Consider the following 15,588-nt stretch of genomic DNA (forward strand, 5'->3'; position numbering starts at 1 on the left):
GGTAATCCTCCCCGTCTGCGGAGCCTGCCCCTGCGCCGATACCGCGGAGCCGGGCGGAACGCATCACTGCATTCCTGCCCACTGCCCTGGTCGAACAATCGCGAGGGATTTGTACATCTGGTCATGACCAGTCTGTTGCAGGCCCGCCGGGCTTCACAAGGCACGGCACGTAAACCCTGGGTAAAAGCTGTGCAACGCCCGCGCTCAGATGTACTCTGCGAACCAGGCGAGCGTGTCGTTCCAGGCGGCGGTGGCCTGCGCCTCGACATAGCGCTCCCCGGTGTCATTGTGGAAGGCATGGTCGACGCCGGGATAGACAGTGAGCTGGTGGCGGACGTCGGTGGCTGCCAGGGCGTCCCGCAGCGCCGGCAGTGCGCCGGTGATCCGCTGATCGAGTTCGGCGTAGACGCCGAAGACCGCCGGTTTGATAAACGGGACCTTGGCCAGATCGGGCGCGGGCCCATAGAACGCCGCGGTTGCCTTCAGACCCGGAAGCTGGGTCGCGGCCTGCCAGGTTATGCCCCCGCCGAAGCAGAACCCGGTCATGGCGATCCGGCCCTCTTCGACAAAATCCTTTGACTGCAGGTAATCGAAGGCCACAGCAAAATCGGAAACGTGGCGGGCTGCGCCGGCAGCTGTCAGGGCACCGGGCACGGCGTCGCGGTCCATCTTGGCCGTGCCACCGTCCCTGCTGAGCAGGTCCAGTGCCAGAGCCGCGTAGCCGGCCTTGGCGAAGCGGCGCGCCACATCCTCGATGTGCGGCGTCAGCCCGCGGTTCTCGTGGCAGACCAGGACGGCCGGTCCGGGTGCGCCCGACTCAGGCCGGGCCAGGTAGGCGCTGATTTCGGTCCCGTCCGCCGGGAACCGCACCGTCTCCGTCACGAGCCCCGGCGCTCCCTCGGGAACGGAGAGTGGGCTCTTGGCCCCGGGCACGGGGCTGGTGGAAGCGGTGCCGGTCCCCGCGCCCGATGGCGAGGGGCTGGGAGTCGGCATGGGGTCGGTGCTGCGCGGGACTTCGTCCGGTGTGCAACCGACCAGCAGCATCGCGGCCGACGCTGCCGCCATGCTGCCGGTGATAAACGCTACCCGCCGCGTGAACGTGCGCTGGCTCATGGCTCCAGCGCGGTAATCGTCGAAGAATTCCTCGATCAGGTACTTCTCAAACTTGCCAAGCTCGGTCATGAAGGTCCTCCTGGAGTGTGCGCATATCCTCCTCCGAAGCCCGTGGACAGGCAAGGGCGGTCCTGCGTGCCTGGCATGCCGGCTAGCTGCGGTCCGACCTGGCCTGCCTCGATGACCAGCCCTGCTCGCGCAGTCGCTCAAAGCCGTCAAGGAGCAGGTCGAGGGCAAACTCGAACTCCAACTGGTCGTCGCAGCCGTGCCCGACGACCGAACCTTCGTCGTGCCGCACCGAGGTGGCAATCGCCACGATGTTCGGATACCGCGCGGCCATCTGCTCGAACATGGCGGCCTGCGCCTCCGGCGGCGCGTCCGGCGGGGACTCCGCCGTCGTGCCTGCCGGTTCATCGAACAGCTCCTGGGTGAAGCCCCACATGCGGCCCCCGAGGGCATGCATCACGTGGTGCGTAAGGTCGGCCGTGAAGCCGCCGGTCAGGAACGTCCCAATGAACGACTCCATGTAGTCAAGGACAGCGGGCGTCTTGTTGGTGCGGGATTCAATTGCTTGCCGCGCCCATGGGTGCCGCTGCAATGCCCGTCTCGCCGAGAGGACCCGCAACCGGACGGCGCTCTTCCAGTCTGCATCTGGGACCGGGGGATCTATTTCGCCGATGAGGCTGGCGACCATCCCATCGAGCAGCTCCTCTTTGTTGGCAACGTGCTTGTACAGAGCCATCGGCACCACGCCGAGGACGTCGGCGAGCCGCCGCATGCTCAGCGAGTCGAAGCCCGAGGCGTCGGCGAGTGCGACGGCGGCCTTGAGTACCCGGTCCCGGTTTAGCGGCGTACGGCGTACGGCGTCCAACTGCTGAGTCATCCGGACCACCCTTCCCTAGCTGCCTGCCCTTGACAAGTGTACCCCGTACACCTAGCTTTGGGGCAGCGGTGTACGTCGTACACCCACTGACCGGAGGACCTGGCCATGAGCACAAAACCCGGCAGCAACACGCAGTCCAGCAGGCGCCCCCGACACCAGTGGCCGGTGCCCGCCGCCTTGATCCTCCTCAGTCTGATCCCCGTGATCGCCGGCGCGTCGCGGATGACGGAGCTGACCGGAGGTGCCGCCATCACGCCGCAGAACGCACGGTTTTTTGCTTCGCCGGTGCCCGTAGTGATCCACATTGTCAGCGTCACCATCTACAGCCTGCTCGGCGCGTTCCAATTTGTCCCCGCGCTTCGGGGCCGGCGCGGCTGGCACCGCATCAGCGGGAGCATCCTCATCCCGGCAGGCCTGTTCTCCGCGCTCTCCGGACTGTGGATGTCGGCCTTCTACCCGCTCCCGGATGGCGACGCGGATGTCCCAATCCGGTTGTTCTTCGGCTCGGCAATGCTTGTCAGCATCGTGCTCGGGCTCGTCGCGATCCGGCGCCGGGATTTCGTCCGGCACGGCGCCTGGATGACGCGCGGCTATGCGATCGGCGTCGCCGCGGGAACCCAGGCCCTGGTGATCCTGCCCTGGCTGCTGCTGGTGGGCGCGCCTGACGAGCTGACCCGGGCTCTACTGATGGCCGCGGCCTGGCTGATAAACCTCGGAGTGGCAGAGTACGTCATCCACCGGCGCGCCCGGCTCTCCGCCCGTGCGCCACGTTCCGAAGGCCGAGTTGTCCGGACGGCCGCCGGGATATCACGATGACGGCCGCCGTCTGCTGGCTCAATTGTCTTAATTCGACATGTGAATGCCCGTCCCGGATGTATGGTCCGTAACATTAGAAGCCACTGCAGTACTCAGCTTGCCAAGTTCGTCGAAAAGGACTATTAAGGTGCCACTCGAATCATTGCCCGTCCTGGACTACTCCCGTTTGAGCGCGGGCCCGGCGGAGGCCTCACGGTTTCGTGACGACCTGCGCAACGCCATGCACGAGGTCGGCTTCCTCTACCTGGCCGGACATGGAATCCCGCAGGATTTGACGGACGCCATGCTCGATGTGTCACGGCGCTTCTTCGAGCTGCCCGAGGAGCAGAAACTCGCGGTCGAGAACGTCCACAGCCCGCAGTTCCGGGGTTACACCCGGGTCGGCGGCGAGCTCACGGACGGAGCGGTCGACTGGCGCGAGCAGATCGATATCGGCGTCGAGCGTGCGGCCGTAGAGCCGGGGCCGGGCGTCGCTGACTACTGGCGTCTCGAAGGGCCCAACTTGTGGCCGGACGCGCTCCCCGAGATGCGGGACATCGTCCTGGAATGGAACGAGCGGTTGAGCACCATCTCGCTGAACCTCCTGCGTGCCCTGGCGGTCTCCCTTGGAGCTCCCGAAGACACCTTCGACCAAGCATTTGCGGCACGGGCTTTTCCCCTGCTCAAGGTTGTGCGGTACCCGGGGGAGTCCGACCCGGAGCCCAAGCAGGGTGTGGGTTCCCACCGCGACGGCGGCGTCCTGACGCTGCTGCTGGTGGAGCCCGGAAAAGGAGGACTTCAGGTCGAGTACCAGGGGCAATGGATCGACGCCCCGCAGGTGCCGGGAACGTTTGTCGTCAATATCGGCGAGATGCTCGAACTTGCCACGAACGGCTACCTCAAGGCGACCCTGCACCGGGTGATTTCGCCCCTGCGCGGCACTGACCGTGTTTCGTTGCCGTTCTTCTTCAATCCGGCGCTGGACGCGACGATGCCGCAGCTCGCTGTGAGTCCGGAGTTCCAGGCCAAGGCCCGCGGCCTGTCGGTTGACCCGACGAACAGCCCGATTCTTGAAACCTATGGCGACAACGCTCTGCGTTACCGGCTTCGGGCCCACCCTAACGTCGTCGCCGCCCACCACGCCGATCTACAGAACGGCTGACACGGCTGCTGACGTCTTCACTGCGCTGATCGCCCCAAGACGCGCCGGCACTAGGGACAGGTGCCGGCGCCAGCGTGTTTGTGCCCCGTCGTGGGCAAGTCATCAGCCGTGGGAGTTCGCGCGGACCCGGCGGCCGGGCAATGCGGGCACAATGGAGGCGTGACTTCTCCGGCTCTTCCGCTGACCATTGCCCCTGCCCCCTTCGAACTGGCGGTCATCGGGTCTGGTCTGGTCTTTGCGCAGTCGCTCGGCGAACTGGCCGACGCGCTGCGGGCCGGAGGGCCAGGTGCCACGGCCGTGGTGCAGGCACCGCCAGGCACAGGCAAAACAACCCTCGTCCCGCCCCTGGTGGCCAACCTCGCTCTGGCGGCCGTCGGGTCGCAGACCGCGGCGGGCCCGCCGCGCATTCTGGTGACCCAGCCGCGCCGGGTTGCCGCGCGATCGGCCGCCCGCCGTCTCGCAGCACTGGACGGCAGCCGGCTCGGGGACCGCGTCGGCTACACGGTCCGCGGCGAACGCCAGGCCGGACCGGGCACACTGATCGAATTTGTCACCCCGGGCATACTCTTGAACCGCCTGCTCGCGGACCCGGGACTGGAAACCGCGAGCGCCGTCATCCTCGACGAAGTGCACGAGCGCGGCCTCGACACCGACCTGTTGCTTGGTCTGCTCACCGAAGTCCGGCAACTGCGTGGTGACCTCGCGCTCGTTGCCATGTCGGCCACGCTGGACGCGCCACGTTTCGCCGCCCTCATTGGAGCGGGGGACGCCGGCGGCCGCGGGCCGGCCCCCGTCGTCGACTGCCCGGCCGCGCTGTATCCCCTCGAAGTGGACTGGGCGCCGGCCGCGGTGCCTCGGCTCGATGAACGTGGGGTGACGCGCGCCTTCCTGGACCATGTGGCGGACACCGCCGCCTCGGCGCATGCTGAAGCGGCCGCGTCCGGCCGGGATGTCGACGCGCTGGTCTTCGTCCCGGGGGCCCGGGAAGTGTCCCATGTCGCGGGCCGCCTGCGCGGCCGGACCCGTGCCGAAGTCCTGGAACTGCACGGTCAGATCGGGCCGGCAGAGCAGGACCGCGCTGTCTCCGGGCGGCAAGCCGGCGGCAGCCCGCGGATCATCGTGTCGACGTCGCTCGCTGAATCCTCGCTGACCGTTCCCGGCGTCCGGCTGGTCATCGACTCCGGGCTGTCACGCGAGCCCCGGCGCGATGCGAACCGGGGAATGTCCGGACTCGTGAACGTGTCCTGCTCGCGTGCTTCCGCCGACCAGCGCGCCGGGCGGGCTGCCCGCCAGGGACCGGGACGGGTGGTCCGCTGTTACGACCAAAAGACCTTCGGCGCCGCACCGGCCCACCAGACGCCGGAGATCGCCGTGGCGGACCTCACCGGGGCAGCCCTGGTGCTGGCCTGCTGGGGTTCGCCCCGCGGCCGGGGACTGTCGCTGCCGGATGCGCCCCCACGGGCCGCCATGGACGATGCCGTTGAGGTGCTGCGTGAACTCGGTGCGGTGGCTCCGGACGGCCGTGCCACGGCTCTTGGCAAGACGCTGGCCAGGGTTCCCGCCGATCCGCGGCTGGCCCGGGCACTGCTGGACGGGGCCGCCGCCGTGGGCTACCGTTCCGCGGCGGAGGCTGTCGCGCTCGTCGCTGGCGACCAGCGTGCCCCCGGCGCCGATCTTCCCCGCCTCCTGGCAGCCCTGCGCACGGGAAAGGATCCGGTGTCCCGACGATGGACGGATGACGTCCGCCGGATGGAGACAATTGCGCGCCAGGAGGCGCCCGGCGCCGTACCGCCTGCCGTGGCGGCGGCGATGTCCGCTGCGGAGGCGGTCGGTTTCGTCGTCGCTCTCGCATTCCCTGACCGTGTCGCGCGCCGGGTCCCCGGGGACGGGCCGGAGCGCTACCTGCTCAGCTCGGGGACGAGAGCGGGCCTTCCGGCCGGCAGCTCCCTGTCCGGGCACGAATGGCTGGCCGTCGCCGAGGTATCCCGGGCCCAGGGGCGCGACGCGGCCGGCACCGGCGCTGTGATCCGCTCCGCTGCGCCACTGACGGAAGACACGGCCGAAGCCGCGGCCCGGCACCTCCTCGGAGACACCGTGGAGGCCCGGTTCAGCCAGGGCCGGGTCACCGCCCGGAAGGAACGCCGGCTGGGCGCGATCGTGCTTTCCTCCACTCCGGTGCGTCCCTCCGCCGCTGAAGGCCGGGCGGCGGTGGCCCGGGCGCTGGAGAAGGAAGGGCTCGGTACCCTGGGGTGGGCGCCCGCGGCGGACGCCTTGCGCCGCCGGATGGCCTTGGTGCGCCGGGAACTCGGGGACCCTTGGCCGGACGTGTCCGAGCCGGCGTTGCTGGCCCGGCTCGACGAATGGCTGGCACCGGAGCTTGAGGCGCTGGCCGGCGGCGCCGGAGCGAGCGGAATTGACCTGGCGGACCCGTTGCGGCGGCTGTTGCCGTGGCCCGACGCCGCCCGGCTTGGTGAGCTGGTTCCGGAGCGGCTGGAAGTGCCGAGCGGTTCCTGGGTGAAAATTGACTATCCCGCCGTGGGGGACGAGAGCGGCCGCCCGGTGGTGGCCGTCAAACTACAGGAGTGCTTCGGCTGGGACCAGACGCCGCGCCTCGTGGGCGGCAGGGTGCCGGTGCTGTTCCACCTGCTCTCGCCGGCCCGGCGGCCGCTGGCCGTGACGGACGACCTGGCTTCGTTTTGGTCCGGACCCTACGCGCAGGTCCGTGCCGAGATGCGTGGCCGGTATCCCCGGCATCCCTGGCCGGAGGATCCGTGGACGGCGCCGGCTACCGCCCGCACCAAGCGTAAGAGCTGATTCTGGGGCAGCTGTTACGTCATTGTGACGTGGCTCACGGAGCGGTGGGTATCCTAGTAGCGGTCAGGAAGTCGGCCGTTCGCGCGCTTTACAGGGGATTTTTATTATGACCAGCAAACTCGGCATCACCGTCGCTGTCGATCTAAGTTCGGAATCTGCACTAGTAGCAGCGGAGGGTCAACTCACCGTTCGCAACGTCCCAAGCCTTATCGCGGTAGCCCGTCGGGCTGGCTCCTCCGGGTATGGCCTCGACATTGTCGTGGATCTGCGGAAGCTGACTGCCGCGGATCCTGCAGCGGTCGCGATGATCCGCGATTCGGGATGGCAGGGGAACCACATGCTCGGAGCCGGCAAAGCTGGCTGGGAGCGAGCGGCATGAGGCCCCAGTTGGCTGTCGGATCCGGTTACGTCGCCCACGCCCACGGTGCGGAACTGATGTTCGATGCCTTCCGCCGCTGGCCCCTGGTGCCTTCCTCGCAGTTGCTGAGGCTCCGATCGGCGCTGTTGCAGTGCGTCGAGCTGGCCTCGCCGGACAACGGCAGGGATCCCTCGGATTCTGCCCGAAGGCTGTTGCAGCTCGTCACCGATGAGCTGGAGCGCCGTAATGGCGCCTCAGCCGGCCCCGCCGTCCCGCCGGCAGGATTTCGGCACGCCCGGCGGCGACCTCACGCATAGATCGTCGGGATGGCGGGTTCGCCACGCTGGAGCCTGTTGACGACGGCGGGCAGTTCGGCCATGGTGTCGGCGTGCCGGCGCCGGGCCCGCGCCACGGCCTCGGGGCCGGTCCAGCCCGGCAGGAGCTTTCCGCCGCTGATGAATTGCTGCACCAGTGGCCTGCCGTGAGGTTCCTTCGGCGGCAGGCGGCCAACGCCCAGGACCTCGTGGGTGGCCGTGCCCGAGCTGTCCAGCCTGCGCAGCGCATGCTTCCGTCCGCCGACGTTGATCTTGTTCTTGGAGCTCTTGGCCACCGCGGCGAACTTCCCGGCGTCGTTGGTGCGGCCGACCAGTTTGTAGACCATGCCGGCGGTGGGGGCGCCGGAACCCGTGACCAGCGCCGTTCCGATGCCATACGCGTCGGCAGGGGCGGCACGGAGGGCGGCAACGGAGTATTCATCGAGATCGGAGGTGACGACGATCTTCGTGTGGACGTTTCCCAGACTGTCCAATAGCTCACGGACCCAATGTGCCTGCGCTACCAGATCACCTGAATCGAGCCGGACCGCCCCCAGTTTGTCGCCTGCGAGGTCGACGGCGGTACGGACGGCGGCTTCGACGTCGTAGGTGTCCACGAGCAGCGTGGTCCCGGATCCAAGCGAGTCCAACTGGGCCCGGAAGGCATCGCGTTCGGTGTCGTGAAGCAGCGTGAACGAATGCGCCGCAGTGCCGACTGTCCGGAGCCCGAAGCGCCGGCCGGCTTCCAGGTTCGACGTTGCTGCGAAGCCCGCGATGACGGCAGCGCGGGCGGCCGCGGCGGCGGCCTCCTCGTGGGCCCGTCGCGAACCCATCTCCAGGCACGGCCGTCCGGCTGCCGCGCTGACCATCCGGGAGGCCGCCGAGGCAATGGCACTGTCATGATTGAGCACGGACAGCACGAACGTCTCCAGGATGCAGGCCTCGGCAAAGGTGGATTCCACGATGAGGACGGGGGAGTAGGGGAAGTACGCCTCACCCTCGGGGTAGCCCCAGATGTCGCCGGTGAACCGGAACTCCGCGAGGCGGGCAAGGGTGGCCCCGTTGACGACGCCCGTTTGCTCCAGGAACTCCAGCTCCGACGGACCGAAGCGGAAGCTGGCAAGGCCCTCCAGCAGTCGCCCTGTCCCGGCGACGATCCCGTACCGGCGGCCCTCCGGCAGTCCGCGGGCAAATGCCTCAAAGACGGTCCTTCGCTCGGCAGCGCCTGAGTGCAGGGCCGCCTGCAGCATGGTCAGTTCGTAGTGGTCGGTGTAGAGCGACGTGAAACGGCTGTCCCACGCGGGGGAGGTGTCCATGATTCACCCTAGTCCTCACCACGCGGAGGGTCTGCAGGGGAATGATTCCACTCTCAGGCGTGGGTGGGTTCCTCGACCAGGGCGGTGGCGATGCTGTCGGCGTCGTCCAGGGCGGCGAGGTAGCGTTCGGCGTCCAGGGCGGCGGCGCAGCCGGTGCCGGCGGCGGTGATGGCCTGGCGGTAGCGGTGGTCCACGGCGTCCCCGCAGGCGAAGACGCCGGAGAGGTTGGTGACCGTGGTGGGCGCGTCGACCTTGATGTATCCCTCGGCGTCGAGCTCCACCTGCCCGATGACGAGTTCGGTGCGCGGGACGTGGCCGATCGCGACGAAGATCCCGGTCGCCCCGTGTTCCCGGGTTTCGCCGGTGCGGGTGTCGGTCAGGGTAACGCCGGTGACCTTGGATTCGCCGTGGATCCTGGTGACGGCGGAGTTCCAGGCGAAGCTGATTTTGGGGTTGTCCTTGGCGCGCTGGGCCATGATGCGGGAGGCGCGGAGCTCGCCTTTGCGCACGACGACGGTGACAGTTTTCCCGAAGCGGGTCAGGAAGGTCGCTTCCTCCATCGCGGAGTCGCCGCCGCCGACGACGATGATGTCCTGCCCGCGGAAGAAGAACCCGTCACAGGTGGCGCACCAGGAGAGCCCGTGGCCGCTGAACTTCTTCTCTTCCGGCAGGCCGAGTTCCTTGTAGGCCGAGCCGGTGGCGAGGATGACGGCGGGCGCCTCATGGGTCCCGCCGGCGCCGGTGACCACACGCTTGAGGTGCCCGGTGAGCCGGACCTCGGTGGCGTCGTCGAACACCACCTGCGCGCCGAACTTCTCGGCCTGCTGCTGCAGCCCGTCCATCAGTTCGGGGCCCTGGATGCCGCCGGGGAAGCCGGGGAAGTTCTCCACCTCGGTGGTGTTCATCAGGGCACCGCCCGCGGTGACCGCACCGGCCCCGGCCCGGGCAGCGTAGATCGCCGCGGTGTAGCCGGCTGGGCCGGACCCGATGATGATCAGCTGTTCAGTGTTTCCAGTCTCAGGGGTTCCGGTGTCAGCGCTCACGGTCGTGCTCCTTGGCGGTTGGTCTGGGTGCTTCCAGGTGAAGTTCAGCGTGCTGCTGTGGCGGTGTGAAGCAGCCTGTGCGGGCAGCAGGCCACCTAGACCAGTCCAACAAGAACCGGGACTTCGATCAAGAGGCCGACGCTGCCGGCCGGTCAGCATCCCGCGGCCGCACAAGCGTGATGGTGAATGCGGCAGGGCCGTCAGGTATTCATTTGACCCCGCGTCTGGGGGTACCTTGTCCCCATGGCCAAAGAAGAAGTCACCGTCACTGTCGGCGGTCCTGGCGGAAACCGGGAACTGAGGATTTCCAGTTCCAGCCGGGTCCTGTGGCCGGAACTCGGCTTGACCAAGCTGGACCTTGCCCAATACCTGATCGACGTCGGCGATAGTTTCCTCGCGGGCAACGGCAACCGTCCGTTGACTCTCCAGCGGTTCTCGGACAGCATCGAGGGCGAGCACTTCTTCTCGAAGAACCCGCCGCGGGGCGCCCCCGACTTTGTGCGCTCGGTGATGGTGGTTTATCCCAGCGGACGCTCACATCCCCAGCTTGTCATCGACGAGATCGCCGCAGCGGTCTGGGCGGTCCAGATGAACACGGTCGTGTTCCACCCCTGGGCTTCGCGGGCCGGCAATCCGGACAATCCGGACCAGTTGCGGATCGACCTCGACCCGCAACCGGGCACCGGATTCGAGGACGCCATAACGGCAGCGCAGGGACTCCGTTCCGTTTTGTCCGAGGCCGGGCTGGAGTCCTTCATCAAGACCTCCGGCAACCGGGGCTTGCATGTGTTCTGCCCGATCGAACCGAACCATGAGTTTCTCGAGGTACGGCATGCCGTGATCGCAGCCGCCCGCGAACTTGAACGGCGGATGCCACGGACGGTCACCACCGCGTGGTGGAAGGAGGAGCGGGGTACTCGGATCTTCGTCGACTTCAACCAGGCGAACCGGGACCGCACCATGGCCGGGGCCTACAGTCCGCGCGCCCTGCCCGGCGCGACAGTTTCCTGCCCGATCGGCTGGGACGAGCTGGAGCGCGTCACCACGACGGACTTCACCATCACGACGGTACCGCAACGCCTCAAGGCCAGCGGAGACCCGTGGGCGGACATGCACGCGAAGCCGGGCACTATCGACGTTCTTCTTCAATGGTGGGAGCGTGACCTCGCGGCCGGACTGGGTGAGTTGCCTTTCCCGCCGGACTTCCCGAAGATGCCGGGCGAGCCGATGCGGGTGCAGCCCAGCCGGGCCAGGAACAAGGGGTAGGCCGGGAGCGTCCCGGCCCTCAATTCAAGGCTGGATACGTCGCCAGGATGTAGTCGGTGGCCGCCGGTCCCGCCATCCGGAGCCCGCTGCGGGCGGGATTGACGCGGTGTGACTTCAGGGCGGCCCAAAAGCTGGATACCGGGTGTGGAACGGCGTCATGCAGCAGGCACCAGCTGATGTAGAGACCATAGAGCTCGTCTCTGCGCAGTGAGGTACCTTCGTCGGACCCTTCGGTGGTTGCCTCGGCGAGGAAGCGGTTGATGTGGGCAGAGGCAGTCAGTGAAGCGGCCATGGTTGGCTCTCTTCCGTGCTGTGCAGTGAATGCTGCCGTGTGGCTACAGCAGCGGGTCCTTCGGTGCCGTGCACGAGGCGCCAAGGATTTGGTCCGGAATTCAGGCTTGCGGACCGGCAGGCCCCCGGAGGCGATGGGCGGGCAATCCCGAAGCCGGACGGGCCGGCGTTGTCGCTTGGGAAGGATGCCACCGAATATGTTCTCCGGAAGTGTCTACATTGTAGATGTTAGGCGTAGACTACGAGTATGGCAAGTGGTACCGCGGTCGCGGCGCCTGGGCCCCAGGCTTGAGGAAGTGGCAGCAACCATGACAACTCCGCAGCAACACACAGCCGAGGATGCCGGCGGTGGCACCCGGAAAAAGCGCCTCAGCCGAGAGATCGTTCTTGAAGCCGCCCTGAAACTAGTCGACGAAGAGGGGCTGGAGGCGTTGACCATGCGCCGGCTGGGGCAGGCCCTGGACCGGGATCCGATGGGGCTGTACCGCTACGCAGCCAACCGGGCCGCGCTTCTGGACGGCGTCACCGAGCTCGTCCTGAACGAACTGGCCATCTTCGGCGACGACCCGGACTGGCAGGGACAGCTGCGGCGAATCGCCCACGACCTCCGGCTTCTCGCGCTGCGCCATCCCAATGTGGTTCCGTTGCTGGTGACCCGCCCGCTTTCAACCCCGCTGGGCCTCCGCCCGCTTGGCACTCTCCGGCCGCTGGAGCAAATTCTCGGTCTGCTGATCGACGCCGGCTTTGGCGCCTCCGATGCCCTGCACGTGTACCGGGCATACTACGGATTCCTTTACGGCCACATCCTCAACGAACTCCAGGAATTCATCGTGGACCCGGACGAGAATGAGGCGTTGCTGCGGCTTGGCCTTCACCGCCTTCCGCCGAAGGAGTTCCCCCGGCTGCGCGCCTTGGCGCCCGCTCTCGCCAACTATGACGGGGCCAAGGAGCTGGATGAGGGAATCACCATCCTTTTGACCGGGCTCTCGGCACACCTTTCCGCGCCGCTGATCACGACAGGTGAGGGCAGTCGACAACCCGGCTGACGCTCTTCATTCTCCGGGCGTTCAGCGCGGCCGCCACCGGAGCTTCTACACTGGTACGTCCGCTGCCGCCACAGCAGGGGAGCCCTATTGCGCGTGCAGTTGGACTCCGAGCACCGTGCGCACGGCGGTTGCGCCGCCGTGGTCGTCCTCCATGCGTCGCATGCCGATCTTTTCGGCCACCCTACGCGAAGCGAAGTTGTCCGGATGGATGATTGCCACGAGCCGTTGAACGTGAAGAACGTCGCGCGCATAGTCCTTGCAGGCTGCAGCGGCCTCGGTGGCGTATCCGCGTCCCTGGAAATCGGTGCGCAGATGGTAGCCCACCTCCAACTCGGAGCGGCCGTTGACTTCCTGCCAGGTAAGGCCGCAGTCACCCAGAAACTCGCCGGCGTGGGTTTCCACGATCCATAGGCCGTGTCCATGCTCGGCGTAGTTGGCTTTGTTCCACTCAATCCACTGTGCGGCTTCGTCCCTGGACTTGGGCGCCGGGTAGTAAGTCATTACGACCGGATCACCGAGCAGGGCGCTCATGGAGTCGAGGTCCGTCGATGTCATCTCACGAAATCGTAGTCGGGCCGTCTCATCGGGAAGCACGCACCAAGCATACAGAGCCCTCTGCCTTGGTCGGCCTGGGGTGGCCCGAGCTAGCTGCGGCGGAGCGTGCGGAGCACACCGCGGACCGAGAATCCGACGGCGCACACGAGCGGGACCAGTCCTGCGAGGACGGCAAGGCTGTTGGGCCGGAACGACAAGCGCCCGTTTCGTCCCCGGCAGTACACGCCAAGCGGGAGCACAAAGCCGCCTCCTCCGCCGCCCGCCGCACTTTCCTGGCTGCTGTCCAGGGCGGCGGTTCCGGCGTCGGCGTTCCCGCCGCCGCCAAAGCCGAAGGACACCAGGGCCACCGGAACCAGTTCCTCACCATCCACAGTGACGGCCGGACCATAGGCCCTGGACACACCGACGTTCTTGAACGTTTCTGTAAGGGATGCAAGAGCTTCAGTCATGGCAAAGACCATAGGCCCCCTGCGCGGGAAAGCGCCAGAGGCGGTGGTCCCGGAACTGCCGGGCCGGCAGGGCCATCCGGCCCCTGTGCGGCTGACGTGCGCCGGAATACATTGGGACGGAATATTGCACGCGAAGAAAGGGCATTAACATGACGAAAAAAACTGCGGCGGCCCCCCGGCTGGCTGAAGTGCTGGCGATCGTCCTGGGCACGGACGAAATCCCGCTGCGGCTGAAGGCATGGGACGGTTCGGAGGCCGGTCCGGCCGGCGCACCGGTCATCGAGTTCCGCTCGCGGCGGGCGCTGCGCCGGATGCTGTGGTCACCCGGGCAGCTCGGCCTCAGCCGGGCCTATGTTGCCGGGGACATTGACGCCCCGGGCAACCTTTTCGCCAGCTTCGCCGCTCTGAGTTCGGCCGGCAAGTTCGCCCAGCCGGGACCATTCCGGGCGCCCACTGCCCGCGAATTCGGGACCATCCTCAAGAACGCCGCCCTGCTCGGCGCCCTGGGACCCAACCCGGCGCCACCGCCGGAGGAAGCGAAAATCGTCCGCGCCGGCCGGCGGCACACGCGGACGCGTGACGCTGCGGCCATCTCCCACCACTACGACGTCGGTAACGACTTCTATGCCCTTGTCCTGGGACCCTCCATGGTCTACTCCTGCGCCGTTTGGGAGGACGAAGGCACCGGACTTGAGGCCGCGCAGTACGCCAAGATCGACCTGGTCTGCCGGAAGCTGGGGCTGCGACGCGGCATGAGGGTGCTGGATGTCGGATGCGGATGGGGGAGCTTCGCAGTGCGTGCGGCGCAAAACTTCGGAGTCGACGTCGTGGGTGTGACACTGTCGGGGGAACAGGCGGCCATGGCGGGAAAGCGGGTAGCGGACGCCGGCCTCACGGACCGTGTTTCCATCCGTGTCCAGGACTACCGGGACGTCACCGATGGTCCATTTGACGCGATCAGTTCCATCGGCATGTCAGAGCACGTGGGCCGCGAGCAGATGCCCGAGTACGTCGCCAGGCTTCGCGGGCTGCTCCGCCCGGGCGGGCGGCTGCTCAACCACGCAATTTCCTGGAACGCGGGCCCAACCCCGCCGGATCCGAACTCCTTTATCCCGCGCTACGTGTTCCCGGACGGTGAGATGCTCGGCCTTGCCGAGATGGTTGGCGCGCTCGAGTCCGGCGGACTGGAAGTGCTCGACGTGGAGGCCCTGCGGCGGCACTACGCACTGACCCTGCGGGCCTGGGTGCGGAACCTGGAGGATCACTGGAGCGAGGCCGCGCACCTTGCCGGCGAAGGGCGTGCCCGGGTCTGGCGGCTCTACATGGCCGCCAGTGCCCTGGGCTTCGAGTCCCGACTAACCGGCGTCAACCAGATCCTGGTGCAGCGGCCCGGCGGCGACGAACCGCCGCTGCGCCGAACCGGCTGGGTCTGAGGCGCCGAACACCGGACGCCTCAGCGGGGGCCGTGGGACGCGATGAAGGCGGCGGCCGGCCCCGCCAGGGATGCCCCGAGTTCCTCCTGGCTGTGTCTGGTCCCCTTGACCTCAAAGGTGTGTCCGCCGCCGTCGCGCCACTCCAGGGTTGCTGACGGGCCGATTCGGGCGACGACCGCCTCCAGCAGCTCCGGGGTGGCAAAGGGGTCGCGCGTGCCCTGCAGAAAGAGCATCGGCAGCGTCAGCCCGTAGAGGTGCTCATCACGGACCTTGTCCGGCTTGCCGGGAGGGTGAAGCGGGTAGCCAAGGTAGACGAGTCCGGCCGCGGGCATGCCTTCGGCAACCGCCATCGAGGCCATCCGACCGCCGAAGGACTTGCCGCCTGCCCAGACAGGCTCGCCGGTGGACCGTGCAGCGGCCTCAGCCATGGCCGCGCGCCAGGCAGCTATGGCAGCGGGCGGCCTGTCGGGGAACTTCCGGCCCGCCTCCCGGTAGGGGAAGTTGAAGCGGAGCGTGGCAATCCCCAGTTCGTTCAGGGCGCGGCTGAATCCGGCCAGGAACGGGTGGTCCATGCCGGCCCCGGCCCCGTGGGCGACGACGAGCGTTGCGGTTGGCATCGCGGGGCGGGCATAGGCGGCTGAAACGGAGGTTTCGCCCACACTGATCGTGACGGGCAACTCGGGGATGGTCATTACTCCATCATGGCGCCTGCAGAGCTTCCGGCTACTGCGGATCCGGCGGTTCGATCGC

Annotated in this window: 15 protein-coding genes; 7 read left to right on the forward strand and 8 right to left on the reverse strand. The window is 67.7% G+C overall.

The features are described 5' to 3' along the window. Nucleotides 1–204: 204 nt before the first annotated feature. Nucleotides 205–1,182, reverse strand: coding sequence for a dienelactone hydrolase family protein (locus J2X01_RS10270; protein ID WP_310056496.1), 978 nt, complete (start codon nt 1,180–1,182; stop codon nt 205–207). 82 nt (nt 1,183–1,264) lie between these two features. After that, nucleotides 1,265–1,996, reverse strand: coding sequence for a TetR/AcrR family transcriptional regulator (locus J2X01_RS10275; RefSeq protein ID WP_310056498.1), 732 nt, complete (start codon nt 1,994–1,996; stop codon nt 1,265–1,267). A 105-nt stretch (nt 1,997–2,101) separates the two neighbouring features. On the opposite strand from J2X01_RS10275, the gene J2X01_RS10280 reads away from it, so the two are divergent. The 4 genes from J2X01_RS10280 (at nt 2,102) to J2X01_RS10295 (ending at nt 7,442) form a co-directional block, all read left to right on the forward strand. Beyond that, nucleotides 2,102–2,812 (forward strand): DUF2306 domain-containing protein, encoded by a 711-nt coding sequence (locus J2X01_RS10280; protein WP_310056499.1) that lies wholly within the window; start codon nt 2,102–2,104, stop codon nt 2,810–2,812. A 127-nt stretch (nt 2,813–2,939) separates the two neighbouring features. Further along, on the forward strand, nt 2,940–3,953 hold the full coding sequence (locus J2X01_RS10285; protein WP_310056501.1) for an isopenicillin N synthase family dioxygenase: 1,014 nt from the start codon (nt 2,940–2,942) through the stop codon (nt 3,951–3,953). Nucleotides 3,954–4,112: 159 nt separating this feature from the next. Continuing rightward, the gene (gene hrpB / locus J2X01_RS10290) at nt 4,113–6,767 is read left to right on the forward strand and encodes an ATP-dependent helicase HrpB (RefSeq protein ID WP_310056503.1); all 2,655 of its coding nucleotides are present in this window, start codon (nt 4,113–4,115) and stop codon (nt 6,765–6,767) included. Nucleotides 6,768–7,142: 375 nt separating this feature from the next. Beyond that, nucleotides 7,143–7,442: a hypothetical protein gene (locus J2X01_RS10295; RefSeq protein ID WP_310056505.1), complete on the forward strand. Its 300-nt coding sequence runs from the start codon at nt 7,143–7,145 to the stop codon at nt 7,440–7,442. Here J2X01_RS10295 and J2X01_RS10300 read toward each other — a convergent pair. Continuing rightward, nucleotides 7,433–8,755 carry a nicotinate phosphoribosyltransferase gene (locus J2X01_RS10300; protein WP_310056506.1) on the reverse strand — a complete coding sequence of 441 codons (1,323 nt, stop codon included), beginning with the start codon at nt 8,753–8,755 and terminating at the stop codon, nt 7,433–7,435. The genes J2X01_RS10295 and J2X01_RS10300 overlap by 10 nt on opposite strands. Nucleotides 8,756–8,808: 53 nt before the next feature. Next, the gene (gene trxB / locus J2X01_RS10305) at nt 8,809–9,798 is read right to left on the reverse strand and encodes a thioredoxin-disulfide reductase (RefSeq protein ID WP_310056507.1); all 990 of its coding nucleotides are present in this window, start codon (nt 9,796–9,798) and stop codon (nt 8,809–8,811) included. A 243-nt stretch (nt 9,799–10,041) separates the two neighbouring features. Between trxB and ligD the strand changes: the two genes are divergently transcribed. Next, complete coding sequence (ligD, locus tag J2X01_RS10310; RefSeq protein WP_310056509.1) at nt 10,042–11,064, forward strand: non-homologous end-joining DNA ligase; 1,023 nt, start codon at nt 10,042–10,044, stop codon at nt 11,062–11,064. Nucleotides 11,065–11,083: 19 nt separating this feature from the next. Here the strand turns inward: ligD and J2X01_RS10315 are convergent, their stop codons facing one another. Further along, nucleotides 11,084–11,356, reverse strand: coding sequence for a hypothetical protein (locus tag J2X01_RS10315; protein ID WP_310056511.1), 273 nt, complete (start codon nt 11,354–11,356; stop codon nt 11,084–11,086). Nucleotides 11,357–11,663: 307 nt separating this feature from the next. Here J2X01_RS10315 and J2X01_RS10320 point away from each other — a divergent pair, with 307 nt between their 5' ends. Further along, nucleotides 11,664–12,401 carry a TetR/AcrR family transcriptional regulator C-terminal domain-containing protein gene (locus J2X01_RS10320; RefSeq protein WP_310056512.1) on the forward strand — a complete coding sequence of 246 codons (738 nt, stop codon included), beginning with the start codon at nt 11,664–11,666 and terminating at the stop codon, nt 12,399–12,401. 84 nt (nt 12,402–12,485) lie between these two features. Here the strand turns inward: J2X01_RS10320 and J2X01_RS10325 are convergent, their stop codons facing one another. After that, a complete protein-coding gene (locus tag J2X01_RS10325; RefSeq protein ID WP_310056513.1) occupies nt 12,486–12,995 on the reverse strand; it encodes a GNAT family N-acetyltransferase in 510 nt (169 codons plus the stop codon). Nucleotides 12,996–13,045: 50 nt separating this feature from the next. Further along, nucleotides 13,046–13,405: a spore germination protein GerW family protein gene (locus tag J2X01_RS10330; protein WP_310056514.1), complete on the reverse strand. Its 360-nt coding sequence runs from the start codon at nt 13,403–13,405 to the stop codon at nt 13,046–13,048. A gap of 149 nt (nt 13,406–13,554) precedes the next feature. Here J2X01_RS10330 and J2X01_RS10335 point away from each other — a divergent pair, with 149 nt between their 5' ends. Continuing rightward, nucleotides 13,555–14,838, forward strand: a complete 1,284-nt coding sequence (locus tag J2X01_RS10335) for a class I SAM-dependent methyltransferase (protein WP_310056516.1) — start codon at nt 13,555–13,557, stop codon at nt 14,836–14,838. Nucleotides 14,839–14,858: 20 nt separating this feature from the next. Here the strand turns inward: J2X01_RS10335 and J2X01_RS10340 are convergent, their stop codons facing one another. After that, nucleotides 14,859–15,530, reverse strand: coding sequence for an alpha/beta hydrolase family protein (locus tag J2X01_RS10340; RefSeq protein WP_310056517.1), 672 nt, complete (start codon nt 15,528–15,530; stop codon nt 14,859–14,861). Nucleotides 15,531–15,588: the final 58 nt, after the last annotated feature.

The sequence above is a fragment of the Arthrobacter ginsengisoli genome, assembly GCF_031456935.1.
In the GTDB taxonomy this organism is placed as follows: Bacteria; Actinomycetota; Actinomycetes; order Actinomycetales; family Micrococcaceae; genus Arthrobacter; species Arthrobacter ginsengisoli.

Coding starts and splice junctions, on each gene's coding strand:
- J2X01_RS10270 (WP_310056496.1), bottom strand. CDS start 1,182: ATGACCGAGCTTGGCAAGTTTGAGAAGTACCTGATCGAGGAATTCTTC.
- J2X01_RS10275 (WP_310056498.1), bottom strand. CDS start 1,996: ATGACTCAGCAGTTGGACGCCGTACGCCGTACGCCGCTAAACCGGGAC.
- J2X01_RS10280 (WP_310056499.1), top strand. CDS start 2,102: ATGAGCACAAAACCCGGCAGCAACACGCAGTCCAGCAGGCGCCCCCGA.
- J2X01_RS10295 (WP_310056505.1), top strand. CDS start 7,143: ATGAGGCCCCAGTTGGCTGTCGGATCCGGTTACGTCGCCCACGCCCAC.
- J2X01_RS10300 (WP_310056506.1), bottom strand. CDS start 8,755: ATGGACACCTCCCCCGCGTGGGACAGCCGTTTCACGTCGCTCTACACC.
- ligD (WP_310056509.1), top strand. CDS start 10,042: ATGGCCAAAGAAGAAGTCACCGTCACTGTCGGCGGTCCTGGCGGAAAC.
- J2X01_RS10315 (WP_310056511.1), bottom strand. CDS start 11,356: ATGGCCGCTTCACTGACTGCCTCTGCCCACATCAACCGCTTCCTCGCC.
- J2X01_RS10320 (WP_310056512.1), top strand. CDS start 11,664: ATGACAACTCCGCAGCAACACACAGCCGAGGATGCCGGCGGTGGCACC.
- J2X01_RS10330 (WP_310056514.1), bottom strand. CDS start 13,405: ATGACTGAAGCTCTTGCATCCCTTACAGAAACGTTCAAGAACGTCGGT.
- J2X01_RS10335 (WP_310056516.1), top strand. CDS start 13,555: ATGACGAAAAAAACTGCGGCGGCCCCCCGGCTGGCTGAAGTGCTGGCG.
- J2X01_RS10340 (WP_310056517.1), bottom strand. CDS start 15,530: ATGACCATCCCCGAGTTGCCCGTCACGATCAGTGTGGGCGAAACCTCC.